The 22,590-nt window shown below is 64.9% G+C and carries 18 protein-coding genes; 5 read left to right on the top strand and 13 right to left on the bottom strand.

All coding sequences use genetic code 11. The annotated features are described in order from the left end of the window. Nucleotides 1-51: 51 nt before the first annotated feature. From AC066S_RS13610 to AC066S_RS13650, 9 genes are all read right to left on the bottom strand, one after another. The gene (locus AC066S_RS13610; protein ID WP_209311846.1) at nt 52-1,137 is read right to left on the bottom strand and encodes a branched-chain amino acid ABC transporter permease; all 1,086 of its coding nucleotides are present in this window, start codon (nt 1,135-1,137) and stop codon (nt 52-54) included. Continuing rightward, complete coding sequence (locus tag AC066S_RS13615) at nt 1,134-2,144, bottom strand: branched-chain amino acid ABC transporter permease (protein WP_135169063.1); 1,011 nt, start codon at nt 2,142-2,144, stop codon at nt 1,134-1,136. The genes AC066S_RS13610 and AC066S_RS13615 overlap by 4 nt, the downstream gene beginning before the upstream one ends. Continuing rightward, complete coding sequence (locus tag AC066S_RS13620; RefSeq protein WP_135169062.1) at nt 2,141-2,863, bottom strand: branched-chain amino acid ABC transporter ATP-binding protein; 723 nt, start codon at nt 2,861-2,863, stop codon at nt 2,141-2,143. The genes AC066S_RS13615 and AC066S_RS13620 overlap by 4 nt, the downstream gene beginning before the upstream one ends. Next, nucleotides 2,860-3,636: an ABC transporter ATP-binding protein gene (locus tag AC066S_RS13625; RefSeq protein ID WP_126257074.1), complete on the bottom strand. Its 777-nt coding sequence runs from the start codon at nt 3,634-3,636 to the stop codon at nt 2,860-2,862. The genes AC066S_RS13620 and AC066S_RS13625 overlap by 4 nt, the downstream gene beginning before the upstream one ends. A 181-nt stretch (nt 3,637-3,817) precedes the next feature. Continuing rightward, nucleotides 3,818-5,002 carry a substrate-binding domain-containing protein gene (locus tag AC066S_RS13630; protein WP_478269922.1) on the bottom strand — a complete coding sequence of 395 codons (1,185 nt, stop codon included), beginning with the start codon at nt 5,000-5,002 and terminating at the stop codon, nt 3,818-3,820. A 105-nt stretch (nt 5,003-5,107) separates the two neighbouring features. After that, entirely contained in the window at nt 5,108-7,144 is a 2,037-nt protein-coding gene (locus AC066S_RS13635; protein ID WP_478269923.1) for an acyl CoA:acetate/3-ketoacid CoA transferase, read from the bottom strand. A gap of 239 nt (nt 7,145-7,383) precedes the next feature. Beyond that, the gene (locus tag AC066S_RS13640; RefSeq protein WP_126257077.1) at nt 7,384-8,823 is read right to left on the bottom strand and encodes a sigma-54 interaction domain-containing protein; all 1,440 of its coding nucleotides are present in this window, start codon (nt 8,821-8,823) and stop codon (nt 7,384-7,386) included. A 257-nt stretch (nt 8,824-9,080) separates the two neighbouring features. Continuing rightward, the gene (locus AC066S_RS13645; RefSeq protein WP_478269924.1) at nt 9,081-10,811 is read right to left on the bottom strand and encodes a putative bifunctional diguanylate cyclase/phosphodiesterase; all 1,731 of its coding nucleotides are present in this window, start codon (nt 10,809-10,811) and stop codon (nt 9,081-9,083) included. Between the two features lie 410 nt (nt 10,812-11,221). Beyond that, entirely contained in the window at nt 11,222-12,187 is a 966-nt protein-coding gene (locus tag AC066S_RS13650) for a sensor histidine kinase (RefSeq protein ID WP_126257079.1), read from the bottom strand. A 179-nt stretch (nt 12,188-12,366) separates the two neighbouring features. Between AC066S_RS13650 and AC066S_RS13655 the strand changes: the two genes are divergently transcribed. Next, nucleotides 12,367-13,206 carry an SDR family NAD(P)-dependent oxidoreductase gene (locus AC066S_RS13655; protein WP_126257080.1) on the top strand — a complete coding sequence of 280 codons (840 nt, stop codon included), beginning with the start codon at nt 12,367-12,369 and terminating at the stop codon, nt 13,204-13,206. Between the two features lie 154 nt (nt 13,207-13,360). On the opposite strand, the gene AC066S_RS13660 is transcribed toward AC066S_RS13655, so the two are convergent. Further along, entirely contained in the window at nt 13,361-14,737 is a 1,377-nt protein-coding gene (locus tag AC066S_RS13660; protein ID WP_478269925.1) for a cytochrome P450, read from the bottom strand. A 94-nt stretch (nt 14,738-14,831) separates the two neighbouring features. After that, nucleotides 14,832-16,067, bottom strand: a complete 1,236-nt coding sequence (locus AC066S_RS13665; RefSeq protein ID WP_478269926.1) for an LLM class flavin-dependent oxidoreductase — start codon at nt 16,065-16,067, stop codon at nt 14,832-14,834. A 466-nt stretch (nt 16,068-16,533) separates the two neighbouring features. On the opposite strand from AC066S_RS13665, the gene AC066S_RS13670 reads away from it, so the two are divergent. Both AC066S_RS13670 and AC066S_RS13675 read left to right on the top strand, forming a co-directional pair. Next, nucleotides 16,534-17,940, top strand: a complete 1,407-nt coding sequence (locus AC066S_RS13670) for an MFS transporter (protein WP_478269927.1) — start codon at nt 16,534-16,536, stop codon at nt 17,938-17,940. Between the two features lie 145 nt (nt 17,941-18,085). Next, nucleotides 18,086-19,255: an extracellular catalytic domain type 1 short-chain-length polyhydroxyalkanoate depolymerase gene (locus AC066S_RS13675; protein ID WP_478269928.1), complete on the top strand. Its 1,170-nt coding sequence runs from the start codon at nt 18,086-18,088 to the stop codon at nt 19,253-19,255. A 47-nt stretch (nt 19,256-19,302) separates the two neighbouring features. On the opposite strand, the gene AC066S_RS13680 is transcribed toward AC066S_RS13675, so the two are convergent. Then, nucleotides 19,303-19,605 (bottom strand): hypothetical protein, encoded by a 303-nt coding sequence (locus AC066S_RS13680; RefSeq protein ID WP_126257085.1) that lies wholly within the window; start codon nt 19,603-19,605, stop codon nt 19,303-19,305. 139 nt (nt 19,606-19,744) lie between these two features. Between AC066S_RS13680 and AC066S_RS13685 the strand changes: the two genes are divergently transcribed. Continuing rightward, nucleotides 19,745-20,113, top strand: coding sequence for a winged helix-turn-helix transcriptional regulator (locus tag AC066S_RS13685; protein WP_478269929.1), 369 nt, complete (start codon nt 19,745-19,747; stop codon nt 20,111-20,113). 4 nt (nt 20,114-20,117) lie between these two features. Here the strand turns inward: AC066S_RS13685 and AC066S_RS13690 are convergent, their stop codons facing one another. Beyond that, nucleotides 20,118-20,786 carry an MBL fold metallo-hydrolase gene (locus tag AC066S_RS13690; protein ID WP_135169055.1) on the bottom strand — a complete coding sequence of 223 codons (669 nt, stop codon included), beginning with the start codon at nt 20,784-20,786 and terminating at the stop codon, nt 20,118-20,120. A 161-nt stretch (nt 20,787-20,947) separates the two neighbouring features. Between AC066S_RS13690 and AC066S_RS13695 the strand changes: the two genes are divergently transcribed. Beyond that, nucleotides 20,948-22,546, top strand: coding sequence for an alpha-amylase family glycosyl hydrolase (locus tag AC066S_RS13695; protein ID WP_478269930.1), 1,599 nt, complete (start codon nt 20,948-20,950; stop codon nt 22,544-22,546). Nucleotides 22,547-22,590: the final 44 nt, after the last annotated feature.

Genomic DNA, 22,590 nt, shown 5'->3' on the forward strand with positions numbered 1-22,590 from the left:
AGAGTTGTGCTGCGCGCGCAGCAATGACGGCGCCGCATCATGAATCGTGCGTTAATGCGAGCTGCCGGCGCCCTTGCCGCCGGCGGGATTGCGCAGCCGCCCGACCACGCCAGTCGGGAAGAAGTAGACGCTGGCGATGAACAATAGCCCGAGCCACAGCAGCCAGCGGTCGGGATGCAGCAGCCCGGGCAGCAGCGGCAGGCCGGCTTCCGAGGCCGCCTTGGAGGCGACGCCCATCAGCGACTGCAAATAGTTCTGGGCGAGGATGAAGATGCTGGCGCCGATGATCGCGCCGTAGATCGTGCCCATGCCGCCGATCACGACCATCAGCAGGATGTCCAGCATGATCGAGAAGCTGAGCGAGGTATCGGGACCGGCATAGCGCAGCCACAGCGCGTTCAAGATGCCGGCGCCGGCGGCGACCAGCGCGGCGAGGCAATTGGCGTAGGTCAGGTGAAACACCGTGCGGAAGCCGAGCGCCTCGGCACGAAAGCGGTTCTCGCGGATCGCCTGCAGCACGCGCCCGAACGGCGAGTTCACGACGCGGAGCAAGGCGAGGATCATCAGGGCCGAGACGGCGAACACCAGGTAGAAGGTCAGGATGCGGCCGTTGATCTCGAAGCCGAACAGGCTCTTGGAGATCAGCACCGTGCCGGGGCGCAGCAGCTCAGGCAGCTGGAAGCTGCGCCCGTCCTCGCCGCCGGTCAGCCAGGACAATTGCGAGGCCAGCACCTGGAACGCGGAGGCGACCGCGAGCGTGATCATGGCAAAGAAGATCGCCGCAACCCGCAGCGAGAACAGGCCGATGGCTAGCGCGAGCAGGGCCGCGAGCGGCAGGCCGACGACGATGCCGGTTGCGACCGCGGCCCAGTTCGGACCCATCCCATACAGCGCGATGGCGATGGCGTAGCTGCCGATGCCATAGAACATGGTGTGGGCGAACGACACCGAGCCGGTATAGCCGAGCAGGAGGTCGTAGGAGGCGACCAGCGCGGCGAAGACGCAGATCTTGGCCGCGACGTTCAGCGCCTTGGCGCCCGGAAACAGGAACGGCGTCGCCGCCAGTGCCAGGATGACGACGACGAGAACGAGCGTGAGGACGCGGCTGCGCGGCGGGTCGCCGGAGAGGATCATCATCGGCTGGTCACCGCATAGAGGCCGCGCGGCCGCCACATCAGAATGGCGACCATCAGCAGGATGTTGGAGACGAGGGCGAGTTTCGGCACCAGGAAGCCGCCGTAATTGGCGACCATGGCCACCAGGATCGCGCCGATGAAGCAGCCGCCGATCGATCCCAGGCCGCCGATGATGACGACGATGAAGATCAGCACGGTGAGGTCGTCGCTCATGGAGGCGTGGACCTGCTCGCGATAGAGCGCCCACATCACGCCGCCAAGGCCGGCAAGCGCCGATCCCGTCATGAAGACGCCGAGGAACAGACGACGGATGCGATAGCCGAGCGCCTCGACCATCTCCCGGTTCTCGACGCCGGCCCGGATTAGAAGGCCGAGCTTGCTGCGATTGAGCACGAGCTGGATCGCGATGAAGATGGCAAGCCCGATCAGCATCGCCAGCACGCGGTACTTTGCAATCGCGACGTCGCCGATGATGAAGGAGCCGCGCAGCGAGGCCGGCAGCGGCATCGGAATGATCTGCGGCCCCCACAACGCATAGAGCGTCTGCTCGGCGACGATGAGGCCGCCGGTCGTCATCAGGATCTGCTTCAGGTGCTGGCCGTAAACGGGGAGGATCAGCACGCGCTCGACCACCAGGCCGAGCGCGCCCGACACCGCCATCGAGAGCAGCGCGGCGGGTGCCAGCACCGCGAGGTTCATCCACAGCGAATCGGCCTGAATCGAGGCCGCGAACGGCGCCAGCACCAGCGTCGCGACATAGGCGCCGACGGCGATGAAGGCGCCGTGGCCGAAATTGAGCACGTCCATCAGGCCGAACACCAGCGTCAGCCCGGAGGCCATGATGAAGATCATCATGCCCATCGCGAGGCTCGCCGCCGTCAGCGTCAGCCAGGAGGAGGTCGAGCCGATCAGCGGGATCACGAGCAGCGCGAGCGCGACCGGCAGCAGGACCGGCGCGATGTCGCGCTTCGGCTTCGGCAGGGGATCATTTGCGGCAAGTTCGGTCACTGATGTGTCTCCAGGCTCAGGCCGAGCAGCCGCTCCTGCAGCGGTACGTCGGCGGCGAGCGCCGCCATCTCGCCGCGATGGACGATGGTGCCGTTGTCCATCACCAGCACGTTGTCGCCGAGCTCGCGGGCGGCGAAGAAGTTCTGTTCGACCAGCAGGATGGTCGCGCCCTTGCGCTTGATTTCCTTCAGGCACTCGATCAGCGCCATCACGATCGCGGGCGCCAGGCCCTTGGTCGGCTCGTCGATCAACAGCAGCTTGCGCGGCTCGATGATGGCGCGGGCGATGGACAACATTTGCTTTTGTCCGCCCGAGAGACTCCCCGCGCGCGACAGCCAGAACCGGCGCAGCGCCGGGAAGAAGCCGAAGATCCAGTCGAGCTGGCTGTCGTCGAGCGGGCCGTCGCGCGCGGCGAGGACCAGGTTCTCCTTCACCGTGAGATCGGAGAACACCGCCATGCTCTCCGGCACGTAGCCGACGCCGAGCCGTGCGATGTCGGGCGTGGCGCGGCTCTCGATGCGCTCGCTACCGAGGCTGATCTCGCCGCTGGAAGCCTGCCACAGTCCCATGATGGTGCGCAGCGTCGTGGTCTTGCCGGCACCGTTGCGGCCGAGCAGCATCGTGACCTGTCCTTGCGGGACGGTGAGATCGATGCCCTGGAGGATGTGGTAGCGGCCGATATGGGTGTGGACGCCGGAGAGTTTGAGCAAATCGGTCATGCGACACTCTCTGCAGCGCTCTTGGGCGCGACGCCGAGATAGGCTTCCTGCACGATCGGCGAGGCGATCACCTCGGCCGGCGGCCCGTCGGCGACGAGCTGGCCGTTATGCAGCACGATGATGCGGTCGGCGAGCGAGCGCACCACGTCCATCTTGTGCTCGACCAGGAGGATGATCTTGCTCTTTTCCTGCTTGAGCTGCGCGATCAGGTTGAGGACGACGGGCACTTCGTCGATGCTCATGCCGGCGGTCGGCTCGTCGAACATGAAAACCTTCGGCTCGAGCGCGATCATCAGTGCGACCTCGAGCTTGCGCTGGTCGCCATGCGACAGCGCGGTCGCGGCGACGCCGCGGCGGCTGCCGAGCGCGACCTGGTCGAGGATGGCGTCGGCACGCGCGATCAAATCGCGGCGCACCATCCAGGGCCGCAGCATGTCGTAATGGGTGCCGTTTGCCGCCTGCACCGCCAGGCGCACGTTCTCTTCCACGGAGAGGTTCGGAAAGAGATTGGTGAGCTGGAAAGCACGCCCGAGGCCCGCGCGGGTGCGCAGCGGCGCGGAAAGCTGGGTGATGTCGGTGCCGTCGAACAGGATGCTGCCGTGTGAAGCGCGAAGCTGGCCCGAGATCAGGTTGAAATATGTGGTCTTGCCGGCACCGTTCGGCCCGACGATTGCGGTGAGCTCGCCCGGACGGAACGTGCAGGAGACGTTGTTGACCGCAACGTGGCCGCCGAAGCGAATGGTGAGATCGCGGGTTTCGAGGGTGAGGGGCATTGGAAATTTCGATCGGATGGGATGAAGATCTATCCACGATTACAGTGGGCTCCCTCCCCCGCTTGCGGGGGAGGGTTGGGGAGAGGGTGTTTCCGCAATGGGACAATCCCCAAGAGGAGAAAACCCTCACCCGCGCCTTCGGCGCGACCTCTCCCGCACGCGGGAGAGGTGAGCATCACCCCTACCGCTTGTTCTTGATCGGAACGTCCATGTCCTCGATCTTCAGCTCGCGCACCGGCTCGAGCACGGCCCAGGCGACGTTCGGATCGACCTTGACCTTGAAGTGATACATGCTCTGCAGCGCCTGATGGTCGTCCTTCCGGAACACCATCTTGCCCTTCGGCGTGTCGAACTCCAGGCCCTCCATCGCCGTGATCAGCTTCTCGGTATCGGTCGACTTCGCCTTGGTGACGGCGGCGACGACGGACATCGCGGCGGCGAAGCCGCCGGCGGTGAAGAAGTCCGGCGGCGCGTTGAAGCGCTTCTGGTGCTCGGCGACCAGCCAGTCGTTCACCGGGTTCTTCGGAATGTCATAGAAGTAGTAGGTCGCGCCTTCCATGCCGGGCAGGCCCTTGTAGGCGGCGAGCGCCGGCAGGATGTTGCCGCCGGTGGAGAGCTCGATGCCGTAGCGCTTCGGGTCCATGTCCTGGAGCTTGGCCAGCGGATTGCCGGCGCCGGCCCAGATCACCCAGATCACCTTGCGGCCCGGCTTGTCCTTCAGCGCGTCGAACAGACGCTGGCCGACCGCGGTGAAGTCGGTGGTCGAGGTCGGGGCATATTCTTCGGCGGCGAGCGTCGCGCCGGTCTTGGCGAGCGCTTCCTTGAAGGCGGCGACGCCATCGCGGCCAAACGCGTAGTCCTGCGCCAGCGTTGCGACGGTGACGCCCTGCTTGCCGACCGCGACGGCATTCGAGATCGCGTCCTGCGAGGAGTTGCGCGCGGTGCGGAAGATGTAGCGGTTCCACTTCTCGCCGGTAATCTGGTCCGCGACGGCGGGCTCGACGATCAGGATCTTCTTGTTCTCCTCGGCGACGGGGAGAATCGCGAGCGCCGCGGCCGACGAGGTCGTGCCGATCGCGATGTCGGCCTTGTCGTCCTGATAGGCTTCGGCGAGCGCGGCCTTCGCAAGGTCCGGCTTGCCCTGGTCGTCCTTGGTGATGATGACGATCTTGCGGCCGTCGAGCGTCATCGTGCCCTTGGTGGCGTATTCAAAGCCCATCTTCAGGCCGGTCTCGGTCTGCTTGGCATAGGCCTCGAGCGGACCGGTCTTGCCGTGGATCAGCGCGATCTTGAGGTCGTCGGCTCGCGCGGAGGTGCCCGCGGCGAGCGCGAGGATGGTTGTTGTTATGATGAATGATCGACGCACGATGGTCCCTCCTGATGTAAAGTTTCTGGCAACAGCGATTTGCACAACGCTACGAACATTGCAATTGAACCTTCCGGCGACGCGGATCGGCCTCGCGAGCATGCATCATTTCTGGGCCTGCTGCATGGCGCGCGCGGTGCCGGCGCCTTGGACGTGACGCCAGTCGGACTGCGCTTCTTCCGCGCTTTCGAAAATATGCGGCGCGACGCCACGCTTCTCCAGGGCCTCGCCGAGCTTGATGCGCAGGAAGCCGGACGTGGTGTAGCGCGACACCCCGGAATAGAAGCGGTCGACGAGGCTGCGGACCATGGCCGAATAATCGTCCATCAACTCCGGCAGGATGGAAAAATTGTCATAATTGACGATGGCGTAGACCCGGCGGCCGAGCGGCGCGAGCCTCGCCTCGACGGTCGCAGCGATGGTGTCGATCTCGGCCCTGCTGCGCAGCGGATAGCGCTCCAGGTTGACGAAGAACAGGTTCTGCTGCTCGTCCAGCGTGAAGCGCTGGTCGAGCGGAATGGTGAGCAGGCGCTCGCGCAGGTCCATCAGGCCCTCGCGGAAGATGCGCTCGTCCATCAGCGCAGGATCGCGCGGGATCAGCGGCTTGAAATCCATCAGGCGCAAAATGTCGCGCTCGACGTCGATGCCCGGCGCGACCTCGGTGAGCTCGAGTCCGTCGGGCCTGAGCTCGAACACGCAGCGCTCGGTGACATACAGCGTGCGCTGCTTGCGAGCTGCGGCAAACGGGCCGCTGAAGGTGACATGCTCGACGTTGCCTACGAACTTGCGCGACTTGGCTTCGTCGACAATGACGAGCTTCCCGTCGTTCACCGCAATATGTTGCTTGCCCGCGCCGAAGGTGCCGACGAAGATGACCTCCTTGGCGTTCTGGCTGATGTTGATGAAGCCGCCGGCACCCGCAAGCTTCGGCCCGAACTTGCTGACATTGAGGTTGCCGGCGCGATCGACCTGGGCGAGCCCGAGGAAGGCGGCGTCCAGGCCGCCGCCGTCGTAGAAGTCGAACTGATAGGGCTGGTCGATTACGGCCTGGGTATTGATCGCCGCGCCGAAATCGATGCCGCTCGCCGGGATGCCGCCGATCACGCCGGGCTCCGCCGTCAGCGTGATGAGGTCGATGATCCGCTCCTCGTTGGCGACCGAGGCGATGCCCTCGGGCATGCCGATGCCGAGATTGACGACGCTGTTGGCTTTCAGCTCCAGCGCGGCGCGCCGGGCGATGATCTTGCGCTCGCTGACCGGCATCACCGGCAGCGAGGTGGCACGGACCCGGATCTCGCTCGAGAACGCCGGATTGTACTGGGTGCCGAAGGTCTGCCAGTGATTCTCCGGCCTTGCCACCACGACGCAGTCGACCAGGATCCCGGGGATCTTGACCTGGCGCGGATTGAGGCTGCCGGCCTCCGCCACCCGTTCGACCTGGGCAATGACGATGCCGCCGGAATTATGCGCCGCCATGGCAATGGCGAGCGCCTCCAGCGTCAGCGCCTCCTTCTCCATGGTGAGGTTGCCGTCGGGATCGCCGGTGGTGGCGCGGATGATGCCGACGTTGATCGGAAAGGTCTTGTAGAGCAGACACTCCTCGCCGCGCAGCGTGATCAGCTCCACCAGATCCTCGGTGGTGCGCGCGTTCAGCTTGCCGCCGCCCTGCCGGGGGTCGACGAACGTGCCCATGCCGACGCGGGTGATGTGGCCGGGCCGGTGCGCGGCGATGTCGCGGAACAGATGCGTGATCACGCCCTGCGGCAGGTTATAGGCCTCGATCTGGCCCGCGACCGCGAGCTGCTGCAATTTCGGCACAAGCCCCCAATGTCCCCCGATCACGCGCCGGACCAGGCCCTCATGTGCGAAATGGTTGAGGCCGCGCAGCTTGCCGTCGCCCTGGCCCGCCGCATAGACCAGCGTCAGATTGCGCGGCTTGCCCTGCGTATAGGGCGCATCGCCCTCGTTGGAGAGGTAGAGTTCCTCCAGCGCGATCGCGATTTCCTCGGCGAAGCCGATGCCGACGAAGCCACCGCTCGCCACCGTGTCGCCGTCGCGGATCAACATGACCGCCTCGGCCGCCGTGACCACCTTGCCTTTCTCGGAATTGCGCAAATAGGGCAGAGCTGGATGATGGCTCACGGTGGTCCTCCCGATCCTTCGACCGTATGCCGATATTGTTTTGTTGATTCTATCGTAGGGAACGGCCGTGGAACAGCTTGCTCCCGCGAGAGCGGGCAGCAACGAGCAAGGTTTGCGCCAGATCGCTTTGGCTTGTGAAAGACTGTCGAATCCAGGCAATTCCGGCATGGCGGGAGCCGGAGAGTAGCCAGGCACCGTGTCAGGAATCCGAGACTGCGGACAGGTCCGTGTCTCGAAACTCAGACTGAGGGCTGCCCTGAGGCGAGGCCGAATTTAGCGAGTTTCTTGTAGAAGGTCGCGCGCGAGATCCGCAGCATCCTGGCGGCCTCGGTGATCTGGCCGTTGCTGGCGGCGAGCGCCTGTTCGAGCGTGTGCTTCTCGAACTCCGCCTCGGCTTCGGCATAGGGCACCACGGCTCCGGCCGGGCGTGCGGGCGGCGCAAGCCTGACCTCGGTGCCGATGGGAAGGATGCGCGCGACGTCCTCGCCGGTCAGCCGGCCGGAATCGCTGAGAATCAGCGCGCGCTCGAGAATGTTGCGAAGCTCGCGGACGTTGCCGGGCCAGTCGTAGCGCGCGAGCGCGGCGAGTGCGCTCGGCGTGATCTTCGCCTTGACGTAGTCGCCCGATCCGCTGATGTCGTCGAGCAGCCGGGCGCAGATGTCCGGAAGATCGTCGAGGCAATGGCGCAGCGGCGGCAGTTCGATCGAGAGCACGTTCAGCCGATAATACAGATCGGGCCGGAACGCGCCGTCGCTGACGCGCTTGCGCAAATCCACATTGGTCGCGGCGATCACGCGCACGTCTACCTTCGAGATCTTGTCCGAGCCGAGCGGCTCGATCTCGCGCTCCTGCAGCACGCGCAACAGCTTGGCCTGCAATTGCAGCGGCATCTCGCCGATCTCGTCGAGGAACAGCGTGCCGCCGTCGGCGACCCGGAACTTGCCGTCGCGCCCCCTGCGATCGGCGCCGGTATAGGCGCCCGGCGCGGTGCCGAAGAACTCCGACTCGATCAACGTTTCCGGGATCGCGGCGACGTTGACGCTGACGAACGGCTTCTCCGCACGGGAGGAGGCGTTGTGAATCGCCTGCGCCAGCATCTCCTTTCCCGTTCCGGTCTCGCCGGTGAGCAGCACGGTGACGCTCTGCCGCGCGGCACGGTTTGCGAGCTCCTTGGCTTGCGCGATTCCCGGCGTGGTGCCGACGAAATCGGCGAAGGTGAAGCGCGCCGCGCGCGCGTTCGACAATTGTCGCCGCGCCAGGCGCAGATCGCTCTCGAGCTGGGCGACGCGGGCGAGCAGCGGCTTCAGGCTTTCGAGGTGGTCATAGAGCACGAAGCCGATCGCGCCGATCACCGTCCCGTTCTCGTCCTCGATCGGCATGCGCGTGACGACCAGCTGCTCGCCGCCGAGCTCCATGATGTCGAGCAGGATCGGCTCCCCGGTCTCGGCCACCTTGCGCATCAAGCTGTTCGGAATGATTTCCTCGACGGGACGGCCGATCGCCTCACTGGTGCGCGCGAGGCCGAGCGCTGCCAGATATTTTTCGTTGACGTAGACGACCCGCCCGCCGCGGTCGATCGCGATGGCGCCCTCGCAGAGCTTTTCCAGTCGTTCGAACAGCGTCTCCATCGCGCGCGCACGGAGATAGGCAGGGTCGCGGATCGAGGCGGAAGCGGACATGACATATCCCAGCGGAAGTGCGCCTGTGTATTAGCAAAAGGCCAGCGATTTCAAAGGGGGAAATGGGCCCTCAGCGAGCTCAGCAATTGCCGTCGTCCCGGGGCGCGAAGCGAACCCGGGACCCATACCCACAGGAAGAGGTTTGGCGAAGACTCGGAGTGGGAGATTCGCGTCACACGGCTCCCTGTGGGTATGGGTCCCGGATCTGCGCTTCGCTTGTCCGGGACGACGGCGGTGTGTGTTGCGCCGCTTTCGCCCTACCGTCGATACCCGCTCGCCCGCGAATAGCCCTGGCGGTTCTGCTGGTGCGGGCGGCTCGCGACGTTGGTCCGCGCTTCGCTGGAGAACGGGGTTGCGAGCTTCAGCTCCTCGAGGAAGATCGGCCGCGAGAAATAATAGCCCTGCGCGTAACGGATCTTGGTCGCGGCCTGGAGATAGGCGAGTTCCTCGAAGGATTCGAGACCTTCGGCGATCACGGTCATGCCGAGCGCTTCGCTCAAGGATTCAATCGCGCGCAGGATGCCCTGGCTGCGCGGCCGCTTGTGAATGTCGGTGATGAAGGAGCGGTCGATCTTGATCTCGTCCGCGGTGATGTCGGCCAGCGCCGAGAGCGAGGAATAGCCGGTGCCGAAATCGTCGATCGAGATGCCGACGCCGAGCTTGCGGAACATCGGCAGGATCTCGGCCTGGAAATGATTCTTGGCGACGAAGGCGTCTTCCGTCACCTCGATCATGAAGCGCTGCGGGAAGCCGGTCTCCTCCAGCGCCCGCGCAAAGCTGCGCATGAATTCGGGATTGCCGGCCTGCTTGGCGGCGACGTTGATGCTGATGGTCGCTTCGGCGCCGAACGTCGCATTGATCGCGTCGATCGACCTGACGATCTCGGCGAGCACGAGGTGGGTCAGCTCGTCGATCAGGCCGAGCTCGCCGGCGAGATCGATGAACGAGCCGGGCGCCTGGATCACCCCTTCGTCGTCGCGCAGGCGCACCAGGGCCTCGATGCCCTTCACGGCCTGGGTGCGGATGTCGACCTTGGACTGGAAAGCGCAGCAGAACCGCTTCTCGAGGATGGCCAATCGCAGCGATTGCTCGATCTTCATCCGCGCGAGTGCCTCCCGCTCCATGCTGGAGTCGAAGAAGGCCGCCGATCCCTTGCCGTCGTTCTTGACGCGGTACATCGCGATGTCGGCGTTCTGGCGCAGCGCCTCGAAGCTGCCTCCGTGATCGGGGTAGAGGCTGACGCCGACGGAGGTGGAAGCGAAGATTTCCGAATTGTCGATGAAGAACGGCGCCGTCAGCCGCTCCAGCGTCGATTGTATGAATTCGGCCACCTCCTCCACGCTCTGGATCGGCGACAGCAGCAGCAGGAATTCGTCGCCGGAAATGCGCGACAGCATATCGGAATCGCGCAAGTCGCGCCCGAGCCGCTTCGACAACTCGACCAGCAGCGCATCGCCGACGGCGTGGCCGTAATAGTCGTTGATGTGCTTGAAATTGTCGACGTCGAGGAAGGCCAGCGCGAAACGCCCGCTGTTCTCCGCAAGCAGGCTGGTGGCGCGATGTTCGATCACGCGCCGCGAGGGCAATCCGGTCAGCTCGTCGAAATAGGCCGAGCGGAACAGCTGGTCCTCGAAATTCTTCTGCTCGGTGATGTCGGAGGACGCCGAGATCAGGAGCTCGCGTCCGGCGAGGCGAACGGGACGATGGGTCGTGAGCAGCACTTGGCGCGCGGCGCCGCCGTGCAGCGCTTCCTCCATGACCACGGTCTGGCCGGCGCGCAGGGCGCGGCGACAGGCCTCGCGGCGCGGTGCGAGATCCGGTGAAGGGCGGCTGCCGTCGATGCCGAGCTGCGCGGCCGCGGCGTCGTTGACCAGCAGCAGCTCGCCATGCGCATCCTGCACGGTCAGGCCGGCCGGCAGCATTCTAACGATTTCCTTGAGAAAACTGAGCTCGGCTTCAGTCGCGCCGGAATATACGTTGTCGTTCATAGACGTCATGAATCTTGTTGTTTCAGCGCGCTTTTGCAATGGACGCGATCTTGCGCGGTTCCCTCTTAAGTTTGGTTAAGGGGTCCGGAGAAATACGGGGCTGTTTTGGCGGAAACTTGCGACGTTGCGAGGTGCGCTGACGATCGTCATTAACAGAGCGTCAACAGCGCATGCGAAAGCATGGGCCGAGCGCGCGTGGGAGCGGGCTCCTGGGGCCATCCTTCGAGACGCCCGCCGTTGGCGGGCCCTCAGGATGAGGACGGAGTGCTCTGCGCTAGTTAGACGAGTACCGATGCCGCTTAGCCTCATCCTGAGGAGACCGCGGAGCGGTCGTCTCGAAGGACGGGGCGCGTGCTCAGATCGCGCAAGGTCATATGCGATTGCCCTACCCGCGAGCGGCGTTGCGAGATTTACTCGCCTCGCGGAATTCGGCACTGCATGATGCAATGCAGTCCGGTCTTCAGGTAGGAGATCTCGGTCCTGCCATCGAAGGCCGACAGGGCCGATTTCAGCAGCTTGGTGCCGAAGCCGGGCTCGGAGACCTTGTCCACGCTCGGCCCCTCGGTCTCGTCCCAGGTGATGGTCAGGCGGTCATCGCTGACGGTCCACGACACCTGCAACAGACCGCGCGGTGCGGAGAACGCACCATACTTGCCGGCGTTGGTGGCGAGCTCGTGAAACATCAACGACAGCGTGACCGCGAGCCTCGGCGGCAGGAACAGCCGCTCGCCATTGAGGGTGAAGCGGACATGGCCGTAAGGCCCGAGCTCCGAGATCAGGAGATCGCGGATGTCGCAGCCGGCCTTGTCGATCCGCGAGATCAGATCGTCGGTCGCGGCCAGCGAGCGCAGCCGCGGATCGACCCGGGCCCAGACCTGCGGCTGGTCATGCAGCACCTGGTGCAGCACGGCGTGAACCGTCGACAGCTTGTTCTTCAACCGGTGCTGGAGCTCGTCGACCAGCAGCTTGCGATACTCTTCTTCCTCGATCAAGCGCTTGGCGATCCGGCGCTGCTCCGCCAGCATGGTGCGATAGTGCTCGACGCCCCAGATGGTGAGCGCGCAGACCGCCCAATAGAGCGCGAGCAGGGCAAACCGCGCGCGATCGGCAAAGGCATCGCCGAAATTCACGACGACGCCCAGCACGCCGCCGACCAGCGCGGTGACGATCCCGATCCGGAAGCCTCCGAATGCGGCGGCAAAGAACACGGCCGGGAAGTACGGCGTGAAGTAGACGTCGGGGCGCACATGGGCGAGTCCCCAACGGACCAGGGTCGCGGCCAACAGGCAGAGAACCGCAAAGGAGATGCTGAGACCGAGCGAGGGTGGCGCCGTGCCCTGCCAGCCATTGCGGAACTCGTCGATCAGCTTCCCCATGCGCGGCCCAGTTGCGACAGGCATTCGAAAAGCGCGCGACCCATCAGGATGCTACGCATGCCGTGCGCACAAGCATAGCTTGCCTCGGCGGAAGCGGGCAGGAATACTGGCGGCCCCGGCCATGGCAGCGGCCAGGTTTCGCCATTTGGCATCAAATCGTTTGAAAACAGGAACATTCCATGGGCAGGCTGGACGGCAAGGTTGCGGTGATTACGGGAGCGACGAGCGGGATCGGATTGCGCACTGCGGAAGTCTTCGTTGCCGAAGGTGCCAAAATTGTGATCGCAGGCCGGCGTGTCCCGGAAGGCGACGCGCTGGCGAAGCAGCTCGGAGCCAATTGCATCTTTCGCCAGACCGACGTGACGGTCGAAGCGCAGATGCAGGCCCTGATCGCGCTCGCCGTCGACAAGTTCGGCCGGATCGACTGCCTGTTCAACAATGCGGGCGGCCCGGCGCAGACCGGCGGCATCGAGGGCCTCGAGGTCGAGCGCTTCGATGCGGCAATGGCGACGCTGGTGCGCAGTGTCATGCTCGGCATGAAGCACGCCGCGCCCGCGATGAAGAAGCAGGGGAGCGGCAGCATCATCAACAATGGCAGCATCGCCGGCCGCCTTGCCGGCTTCTCGTCCTCGATGGTCTACAGCGCGGCCAAGGCGGCGGTGATCCATCTCACCAAATGCGTGGCGATGGAGCTCGGCGAGTCCAACGTGCGCGTCAATTCAATCTCGCCTGGTGCGATCGCGACCGGCATCTTCGGCAAGGCGCTCGGGCTTTCGACCGATGCCGCGGAGAAAACGCCGGCGGTGATGCGCGAGGTCTACAAGACCGCGCAGCCGATCCCGCGTGCCGGCCTGCCCGACGACATCGCCCAGGCCGCGGTGTTTCTGGCGAGCGACGAATCCAGCTTCATCAACGGCCACGATCTCGTCGTCGACGGCGCCATGACCGGCGGCCGCAACTGGAGCCAGCAGCAGCAGGGCTATGTGGCCTTGCGCAAGGCATTCGACCAGGGGGCGTAGAGGCCGCTCCACCGGCGGTGCCGTAGGGTGGGCAAAGCGAAGCGTGCCCACGAATTCTTATCGCGACGAAACGTGGGCACGGCGCTCCGCGCCTTTGCCCACCCTACGAGACCTCGTGCCCTGGCTCGCGCCGTCCGGGACACGAGAGTGGACGCTAAATCGCCTTCACCCGCACCCGCAAGCCGTCCCGGGGCTTCGGGATCGGCCACATCTGCCAGTCCGGCTTGTAGCCCTGTTCCAGCGACACTTCGATGTTCTGCAGAAAGTGCCGCGCGAAGCATTTTGCCTGCATGTAGGCGAAGTGCAGGCCGAGGCACATATGCGCGCCGCCGCCGAACGGGACCCATGCGAAGCGGTGGCGGCCGCGCTGGGCTTCCTCGGTGAAACGCAGGGGATCGAAGCGGTCCGGCTCCGGCCAGATCTCCTTCATGTGGTGCGCATAGAGCGGGTTGACGCCGACCGCGGTGCCGGCGGGAATCGTAAAACCCTTGAAGGTGAAATCGCGCATCGCGCGGCGCGGCATCGAGGGCACCGGCGGCTTGATCCGCAGTGCTTCCTTGAACGCCATCTCCGCCAGCGGCATCTTCTCGAGGTCGTCGAAACTGCTGGGCGCGCCCGGCGCGAGCCCGAGCGCGAGAACTTCCGCGCGCAGCCTGTCCTGCCAGTCCGGGTTGGCGGCGAGCTCGCCGACGAAGGAAGTCAGCGACGAGGTCAGCGTGTCATGCGCCGCCATCATCAAGAAGCTCATATGGTCGATGATGTCCTGCTCTGACAGCAGCGCGCCGTCCTCGTGGGTGGCGCGGCAGAGCTGCGAGAACAGATCGTCGCCGCCGTGATTGCCGCGTCGCAGCGGAATCTGCTCGCGGAAATAGGCGACGATGCGCTTACGCCCCTTTACCCCCCGCGCCATCTGCGTGCCGGGCAGGGGGCGGCGGATCGGGGCGACGGCGGCCGCGACCATGTCGACGAAGGCGCGGTTGATCTCGTCGACCTCCGGTCCGAGGTCGGCGCCGAGGAACGAGGCCGCGGCGAGATCGAGCGTGAGCTGCTTCATCGCCGGATAGAGCTGCATCTCGCCGGGTTTGGCCTTCCACCGCGCGACCCGGGCGGCGATGCCGCGGTCGAGATCGGCGAGGTAGGATTTCATCGGGCCGGACTTGAAGGCAACCGACAGCGTCTTGCGGTGCAGCCGGTGCTCGTCGAAATCGAGCAGCATCAATCCGCGCGGAAACAACAGGCCGAGCACCTTGTTCCAGCCGTGGGTCGAGGAGAACAGCTTCTGCTGGTCGAACATCACGAGCTCGTTGGCCTCAGGCCCGAGCAGCACCACATTAGTCTCGCCGAAAATGTGGGTGCGGTAGACCGGGCCGTATTTGGCGCCGTTCGCCTCGACATGGCCCTTGGGATCTGCCAGCACCTGGAGGGTCTTGCCGATGATCGGCCAGCCTTCATCGCCGGGAATGTGGGTCAGGGCGTTGCGTTTGGGCGCGGTGTAGTCGGGCGCCGTTGCGGCCACATTCTGCATCGACATGACGATTGCTCCCGTTGAGCCAAGCTCCGCGAATATAGCACGATCCGGGCACGGTGAGCTGCGGCGCGCCCCGGGACGACGAGTGCCGTGCGACCTACCGCTTCGCCGCCTCCTTCTGCAGATCCGGGGCGTTGACGGCGGGGATGGCGACACGGCCCGGGCCGGTCACCTTGAGCGCCTCGGCTGCCTTCTCGTTCTCCATGATCTTGGCCATCACCGCCTGGCCCGCGCGCTCGAAGATCGCGCGGTTCTCGATCACGAATTTTTGCGACCTGCGCAGGCCGTCGATATAGCCGTTGATCTCCGGCACGACGTAGCGCGCAACCATGTCCCAGCTCCGGCGCGTATTTTCCGGGTTGGCCCAGTCGTGCACGAAACCGATGATGGCGCCCACGCCGCCGGAGACCTGCATCACGTTCTTGATGGTTTTGACGAGATCGTCGGGCGTGCCGATGGTGGAGGCCGCGCCCTCGACGAAAGCGGTCTTGTCCACGGCCTCGTCGGGCGAGGAGAACGCGGTGAGACCCGGCCGCTGCAGCGTGCCGACATTATATTCGTTGTGCCAACGCATCAGCCCGGCGCCGGCCTCCTTGCGCGCCTGCTCCCGGGTCTCGGCGATGTGGAAGGTCAGGAGCACGCGCCAGTCGGCACGGTCGACCTTGGTGCCGTGCTTTTTCGCCGCGTCCTCCGCGAACTGCCATTGCTGCTGCAGCGACATCAGCCCCTGCGTCGTCATCGATCCCAGCGAGATGATGCCGATGCCGTATTTGCCGGCCAGTGTCATGCCCGAGGGCGAGATCTGCGAGGCCACCACGAACGGCATTTCCTCTTGCAACGGCAGGAGCTGCAGCGCCGCGTCGTTCATGGTGAACCAGTCGCTCTTGGCGGTGACACGCTCGCCGTTGAACAGCCGGCGGATGATGCCGATGGCTTCGTCCTGGCGGTCGCGCTGCGTCATCGGGTCGATGCCGAGCGTATGGGCGTCGGAGGCGAGGGCGCCGGGGCCGGAGCCGAAGATGGCGCGGCCGCCGGTCATATGGTCGAGCTGCACCATGCGCTGGGCGACGTTGTAGGGATGATGATACGGCAGCGATACCACGCCGGTGCCGAGCTTGATCCGCTTGGTGCGCTCGCCGGCCGCGGCCAGGAACATCTCGGGCGAGGCGATCATCTCCCAGCCGGATGAATGATGCTCGCCGCACCAGAACTCGTCATAACCGAGCGCGTCGAGCTGCTCGACCAGGTCGAGGTCGCGCCGGAACTGGAGCATCGGATGCTCCCCGATCGGGTGATGCGGGGCAAGAAAGGCTCCGAACTTCAGGCGCGCCATGACGTTTCTCCGGCTTTGATTTTCTGTTTGTTGAGGCGGCAAGGCTACGTGCAGGAGGAAGCAAACGCAATCGCGCGGTGTCCCGCACGGCGGAATGCAGGCATGCGTGTTTTTCTCCCTCTCCCCGCTTGCGGGTAGGGGGTCAGGGTGAGGGGGAGTCTCCGCGGGTGTCAGTTGGACTTCCGAAATGTCCCCACGCCGTCATTGCGAGCGCAGCGAAGCAATCCACAGCCTTTCCGTGGAGGAATTCTGGATTGCTTCGCTGCGCTCGCAATGACGTGTTGAGAGTGCGTTGTTCCATCGACGTCCTACTCGCGGAAATTCCCCTCACCCGGAATACAAACTCCGTTTGTATTCCGGCCTCTCCCCGCACACGAGGCGAGGAGCGCACGAACCTTACCTGTGAGGTAATCGCGGCCTTGCATGTGGCTTGAGATCATCGGCCGCGAGCCAGGGATCCGCACCGATGCATCAAATCGTCACAAAGCCAATCGACTCGACCAGCCGCTGGTGGGTCTTGGCGATCGTCGTGGCCGCCCAGTTCATGTTCGGCGTCGATGCCTTCATCGTGAACGTCGCCGTTCCCACCATCGCAGTCGAGCTGCAGGCGACGCCGGCCCAGATCGAATCCGTGATCGCGATCTATCTGATCGCCTATGCCACGCTGGTCGTCACCGGCGGCCGGCTCGGCGACATCCATGGCACCAAAAACGTATTTCTCGCCGGCGTGCTCGGCTTCACCCTCACGTCGCTGTGGTGCGGCCTCGCCCAATCCGGCTTGGAACTGATCATTGCTCGGCTGGCGCAAGGCGCGACCGCGGCGCTGATGGTGCCTCAGGTGTTGGCGACATTGCATCTGTTGTTCACGGATGAATCGCGCGGCCGCGCCTTCGCCGTCTACGGCATCGTGCTCGGGCTGGCCGGCGCGGCCGGCTTCCTGCTCGGCGGGCTCTTGCTCACGGTTGATCTTGCCGGCACCGGCTGGCGGTCGGTGTTCTTCGTCAACGTGCCCGGCGGCCTCGCCATCGCAGCAGCCGCCTGGCGCACCATGCCGTCGGCGCCGCGGCGCTCGGGGACAAGGCTCGATATCAAAGGCAGCGTGGTCCTGTTCGCAGGGCTGCTGTGCCTGATCGGCCCGCTGCTGTTCGGTCACGATGTCGGCTGGAGCCTCTGGCTGTGGGCCGTCATGGCCCTCGGCGGCGTCGTCCTCGCCGGGTTCCTGAAGCTGGAGCATGCGGTGGTGCGCGCCGGCGGCATGCCGTTGATCGATCTCACGCTGCTGTCCGACGCAGCCTTCTTGCGCGGGCTTGGCGCTGCCTTCTTCTTCTTCCTTGCCAACCTCTCCTTCTATCTGGTCATGACGCTGTTCATGCAGCGCGGCCTCGAGATCCCGCCGCTCACGGCCGGCATGGCCTTCCTCCCGCTCGCTTTGGCCTTCGTCGTGGCGTCGCGCCACAGTGGCGCGCGGGCGCAGCATCGCGGCAGCAGGGTGCTGATCGAGGGCTGCGCGATCCAGGTCGCGGGCCTCGCCGCCCTCGCGCTTGTCGCAGGCTATGTCGATGCGGCGTCGCCGCTCCTGCTCGCTCTCACCATGATCATCTTTGGCTACGGTCAGGGATTGGTGATGGCGCCGCTCTCCGGCGTGGTGCTCTCGACCGTGAAGCCCGTCGCCGCGGGCTCGGCCTCCGGTATCTACGGCACCATTGCGCAGATCGGAAATGCGGCCGGGGTGGCCGCAATCGGCGCGGTGTTCTTCGCGATCGAGGCTCTGCAATCAGCGCGCGCAGGATTTGTGGTCTCGCTCGGATTGTTTGTGACATTGATCATGATTTGTGCCGCATTTCTGACGTGGCTGCGCCGCGCATCGACATGAAGTTGCGCCAATGAGGTTAATGCGTGCGATTTCCGCAGGATTTCCGCTGATTTCGCTGAATTGACAGCGCACGGTCTTTTTATTTTGCAACGCAGCAACTATCTGGTTTGGCTGAACGTTGAAGGTCGCCCACCAGGAAGTTGCCGTGTCGCTCGCCAAAAATATTGATCTGTTGAGACGTCTGCCGAGGCTGGACGGTCTGCGCTTCGCCGAGCCTGGACGCGGGGCGGATGCGTCAAGTCCGTTGCAGGAGGTGACCGGCTTCGGCGGCAATCCCGGTGGCTTGCGCATGTTTGCCTTCGTGCCGGCGCGATTGCAGAAGCCGCGCGCGCTGGTCGTCGTGCTGCATGGCTGCGGGCAGACCGCGGCGGCTTACGATCTCGGCGCCGGCTGGTCGACGCTGGCCCAGCACTATGGCTTTGCACTTCTGATGCCCGAGCAGCAGCGCATCAACAACGGCAATACCTGCTTCAACTGGTTCAATCCGGAAGACACGGCGCGAGGCAGCGGCGAGGCGCATTCGATCCGCGAGATGGTCGCGCACATGGTCGGGGCACATCGCATCGATCCCACGCGCGTCTTCATCACCGGCCTGTCCGCCGGTGGTGGCATGACGTCGGTGATGCTCGCGACCTACCCGGAGGTCTTCGCGGCCGGCGCGGTCATTGCGGGACTGCCCTATGGCATCGCCTCGAACCTGCGCGAGGCGCTCGACGGCATGTTTCATTCCCCGCCTCGTCCGGCGCGCGATCTCGGCGATCTCGTGCGCAATGCTTCCGGTCATCGCGGCCCCTGGCCGAAAATCTCGGTGTGGCACGGCAGTGCCGACCGCACCGTGAACCCCGGCAATGCCAACGAGATCGTCAAGCAATGGCTCGATCTGCACGGTTTGCCGGAGGCGCCGATGGCGGAGACCATCGTCGACGGTCATCCGCGCCAGACCTGGTGGGGCAAGGACGGCGAGACGCTGGTCGAATCCTACGCCATCACCGACATGGCGCACGGCACCCCACTGGGCCTCGCGGACAATGACCAGCGCTATGGCGTCGAAGGCGCGTTCCTGATCGAGGCCGGCATTTCCTCGTCGTACCACATCGCCAAGTTCTTCGGCCTCACCGCCTGGATCGCGGACGCTGCCAAGGCGGACGCCAAGCCTTTGGCCAAGCCCGCGCTCTCGCCCGCGCCGCATCTCGCCCGCTCGATCCGCGCTGCGATCGCCGAGCAACCGGCCGAGCCGAAGCGCGAGCGGGCCCGCGGCTTCGATCTCAGCCAGATCATCACGCGCGCGCTGACCGCGGCGGGGTTGATGAAGTAGCCACCGCCGTCGTCCTGCGTTCGCAGGGACGACAGCCGTGTTTGTGGCTACGCCGTTGCGTCGATCATCTCGATCGGCGTTGCCGTCACCTCGCCGCCGGAAACTTGTCGTGTCATCGCCGAATAGGCCTTGAAGAAGTCGCGCGATTGCAGCGTTTTCTGCGCATCCTCGTCGGCGACGCTGGCGAGATGGAAGTAGTTGCCGTCGTCGCGATGCTTCAGGACGCGATAGCCGATCCGCCCTTTCAGCTCCGGATCGCTGTCGATCGCCTTGATGAAGCGGCCGATCTCCTGGTGCCAGGCCTCTGTGGCGCCGTCCTTGAATTCGTATTTGATCATGAAGTGCTTCATGTGACGCTCCTTGTTCGACATGTGCGTCATCATCTGCGCCTTGTAGGCGCTGCCGCAAGTATGGACAAAATTGATAGTATGGACTTTTTCGTCGTTGCTCCTATCCTGCCGCAAGCTGATTGCGCGTGGAGCTGACGACATGGCAAAGGCGAACCTGGCGCGCAGCTGTCCGGTTGCGGCCTTTCAGAAGATGATCAGCGGCAAGTACAAGCTGCGCATCGTCTGGGATCTCAAGGACGGCCCGCGCCGCTATGGCGAGATCCGCAGCGGCCTTCTGCGCGGTGCCAACGGCAGCGCGGAGATCACGCCGCGCGTGCTCAGCCGCGAACTGAAGGCGCTCACGGCGAGCGGCCTGATCGCCCGCAAGGACTTCGGTGAGGTGCCGCCGAAGGTCGAGTATCGCCTCACCCGCAAAGGCAAGAGCTTCGTGCCCGTCGTCGCGGCAATCCGTGAGTGGGGCGAGCGCAACCTTGGTGAGCCGGCGGCGCTGGCGGACGCCGCCGAATAGAATCTCACATCTCTCCGGTGATGAACGGATTGGTCATGCGCTCCTGGCCGATGCTCGAGCCGGCGCCATGGCCGCAGATGAAGCCGACGTCGTCGCCGAGCGGCAGCAGCTTTGTCTTGATCGAATTGATCAGGGTCGCGTGACTGCCGCCGGGCAAATCGGTGCGTCCGACCGAGCCCGCGAACAGAACGTCGCCGACATGGGCAAAGCGCAGCTCCTTGTTGAAGAACACCACGCTGCCCGGCGAGTGGCCGGGGCAGTGGAAGATGTCGAACTTGAGATCGCCGATCGACACGGTGTCGCCCTCGTTGAGCCAGCGGTCGGGCGCGAAGTTGCGCACGCCGGTCATGCCGAAGCGCGCGCCGCTTTCGACCACGTTGTCGAGCAGGAATTTGTCCGCTTCATGCGGCCCATCGATCGGCACCTTCAGCGCGTCGCGCAAATCGGCTGCGCCGCCGACATGGTCGATATGGCCGTGGGTCAGCCAGATTTTCTCCACGGTGACGCCGGTCTGCTTGATCGCGTCCAGAATCTTCGGCACGTCCCCGCCGGGATCGATCACCACGGCCTTCTTGGATGGCTCGTCCCAGATGATGGTGCAGTTCTGCTCGAACAGCGTCACGGGGACGATGATCGCGCCGGCCTTGGCTTTGGTGTCATTTTGCTCGGTCATGGCGCCACAATGCCGATTTTTGCCAGGCCGCCAAGCAAAAGATTCGTACCGGACCCCGGAACAATAGTCACACGGCCGTCCCAATTGGCCTGCCAATTTGAACCCGGGCGGTGTTGTCGCGTTCTCCCGCGCGAGAGGCGGATTTTGGGTGGTCTTCCGGCATGGCTCACGACAACGAGAATTGGTGGCGCGACGGCATCTTCTATCAGATCTACCCGCGCTCGTTTCAGGATTCGAACGGTGACGGCGTCGGCGATCTCGCCGGCATCTTGCGGCGGCTGCCTTATGTGAAATCGCTCGGTGTCGACGCGATCTGGCTGTCGCCGATCTTCCCGTCGCCCATGGCCGATTTCGGCTACGACATCTCGGACTATACCGACATCGAGCCGCTGTTCGGCACGATGGCCGATTTCGATGCGCTGATCGCGGCGGTCCATGACAACGGCCTGAAGCTGATCCTCGATCTCGTGCCGAACCACACCTCGGACCGGCATCCCTGGTTCGTCGAAAGCCGCGCCTCGCGCGACAATCCCAAGCGCGATTGGTACATCTGGCGCGATCCCGCGCCTGACGGCGGCGTGCCGAACAATTGGCTGTCCGAGTTCGGCGGCAGCGCGTGGCAGCTCGACGAGACCACGGGCCAATATTACTACCACGCCTTCCTCGCCCAGCAGCCGGATCTGAACTGGCGCAATCCGGATGTCCGCAACGCCATCTACGACGTGATGCGGTTCTGGCTGGAGAAGGGCGTCGACGGCTTCCGCGTCGACGTGATCTGGCACCTCGTCAAGGACGCCGAATTCCGCGACAATCCGCCGAACCCGCATTACGTCGAGGGCCGGCCGCCGAACGAGAAGATCCTGACGCAATATTCCACCGACCAGCCGGAGGTGCACGACGTCATCGCCGAAATGCGCCGGGTCACCGATGCGTATCGCGCGCGCGTCCTGATCGGCGAGATCTATCTGCCGCTGCACCGGCTCATGGCCTATTACGGCAACGACCTCACCGGCGCGCAGATGCCGTTCAACTTCGCGCTGCTCTCGACGTTCTGGAGCGCGCGCTCGATCGAGAGGATCATCGAGGATTACGAGAAGGCCCTGCCGCGCGGCGCCTGGCCGAACTGGGTGCTCGGCAATCACGATCGTCCACGCGTTGCTAGCCGCGTCGGCACGGAGCAGGCGCGCGTCGCCGCGATGTTGCTGCTGACGCTGCGCGGCACACCGACGCTCTATTACGGCGACGAGATCGGCATGCACCAGGTGGCCATCGCGCCGGAGGATGTCCGCGATCCCTTCGAAAAGAACGTGCCCGGCATCGGCGTCGGCCGCGACGGCTGCCGCACACCAATGCAATGGGATGCGTCCGAATTTGCCGGCTTCTCCGCCGTGCGGCCCTGGCTGCCGCTGCCCGAGCATTATGTGCGTGACAATGTCGCCAATCTCGAAGCCGATGCGCACTCGATCCTCAACCTCTACAAGCGCCTGATCGGCTTGCGGCAGAGTTGCCCGCCGCTGGTCGCGGGCGATTATGATCCGATCGCCGCGCAAGGCGATCTCCTGGTCTATCGGCGGCAGGCCGAGGGCAAGGCGGTGATCGTGGCGCTCAATCTCGGTGCGGCCCCGGTCACCGTGACGACCAGCGCAGTCCGCTTCGGCAGCAGGATATTGCTGTCGACTTTCCTGGATCGTGAGGGCGAGCAGATCGAAGGCGTGCTGGATTTGCGCGGCAATGAGGGCGTCATCGTCGCTCCACCCTAGTCGTCGTCCCGGATCTGCGCGCCCCGAGGCGAGCTTGTCCGGGA

It is taken from the genome of Bradyrhizobium sp. CFUWI, from assembly GCF_056429085.1.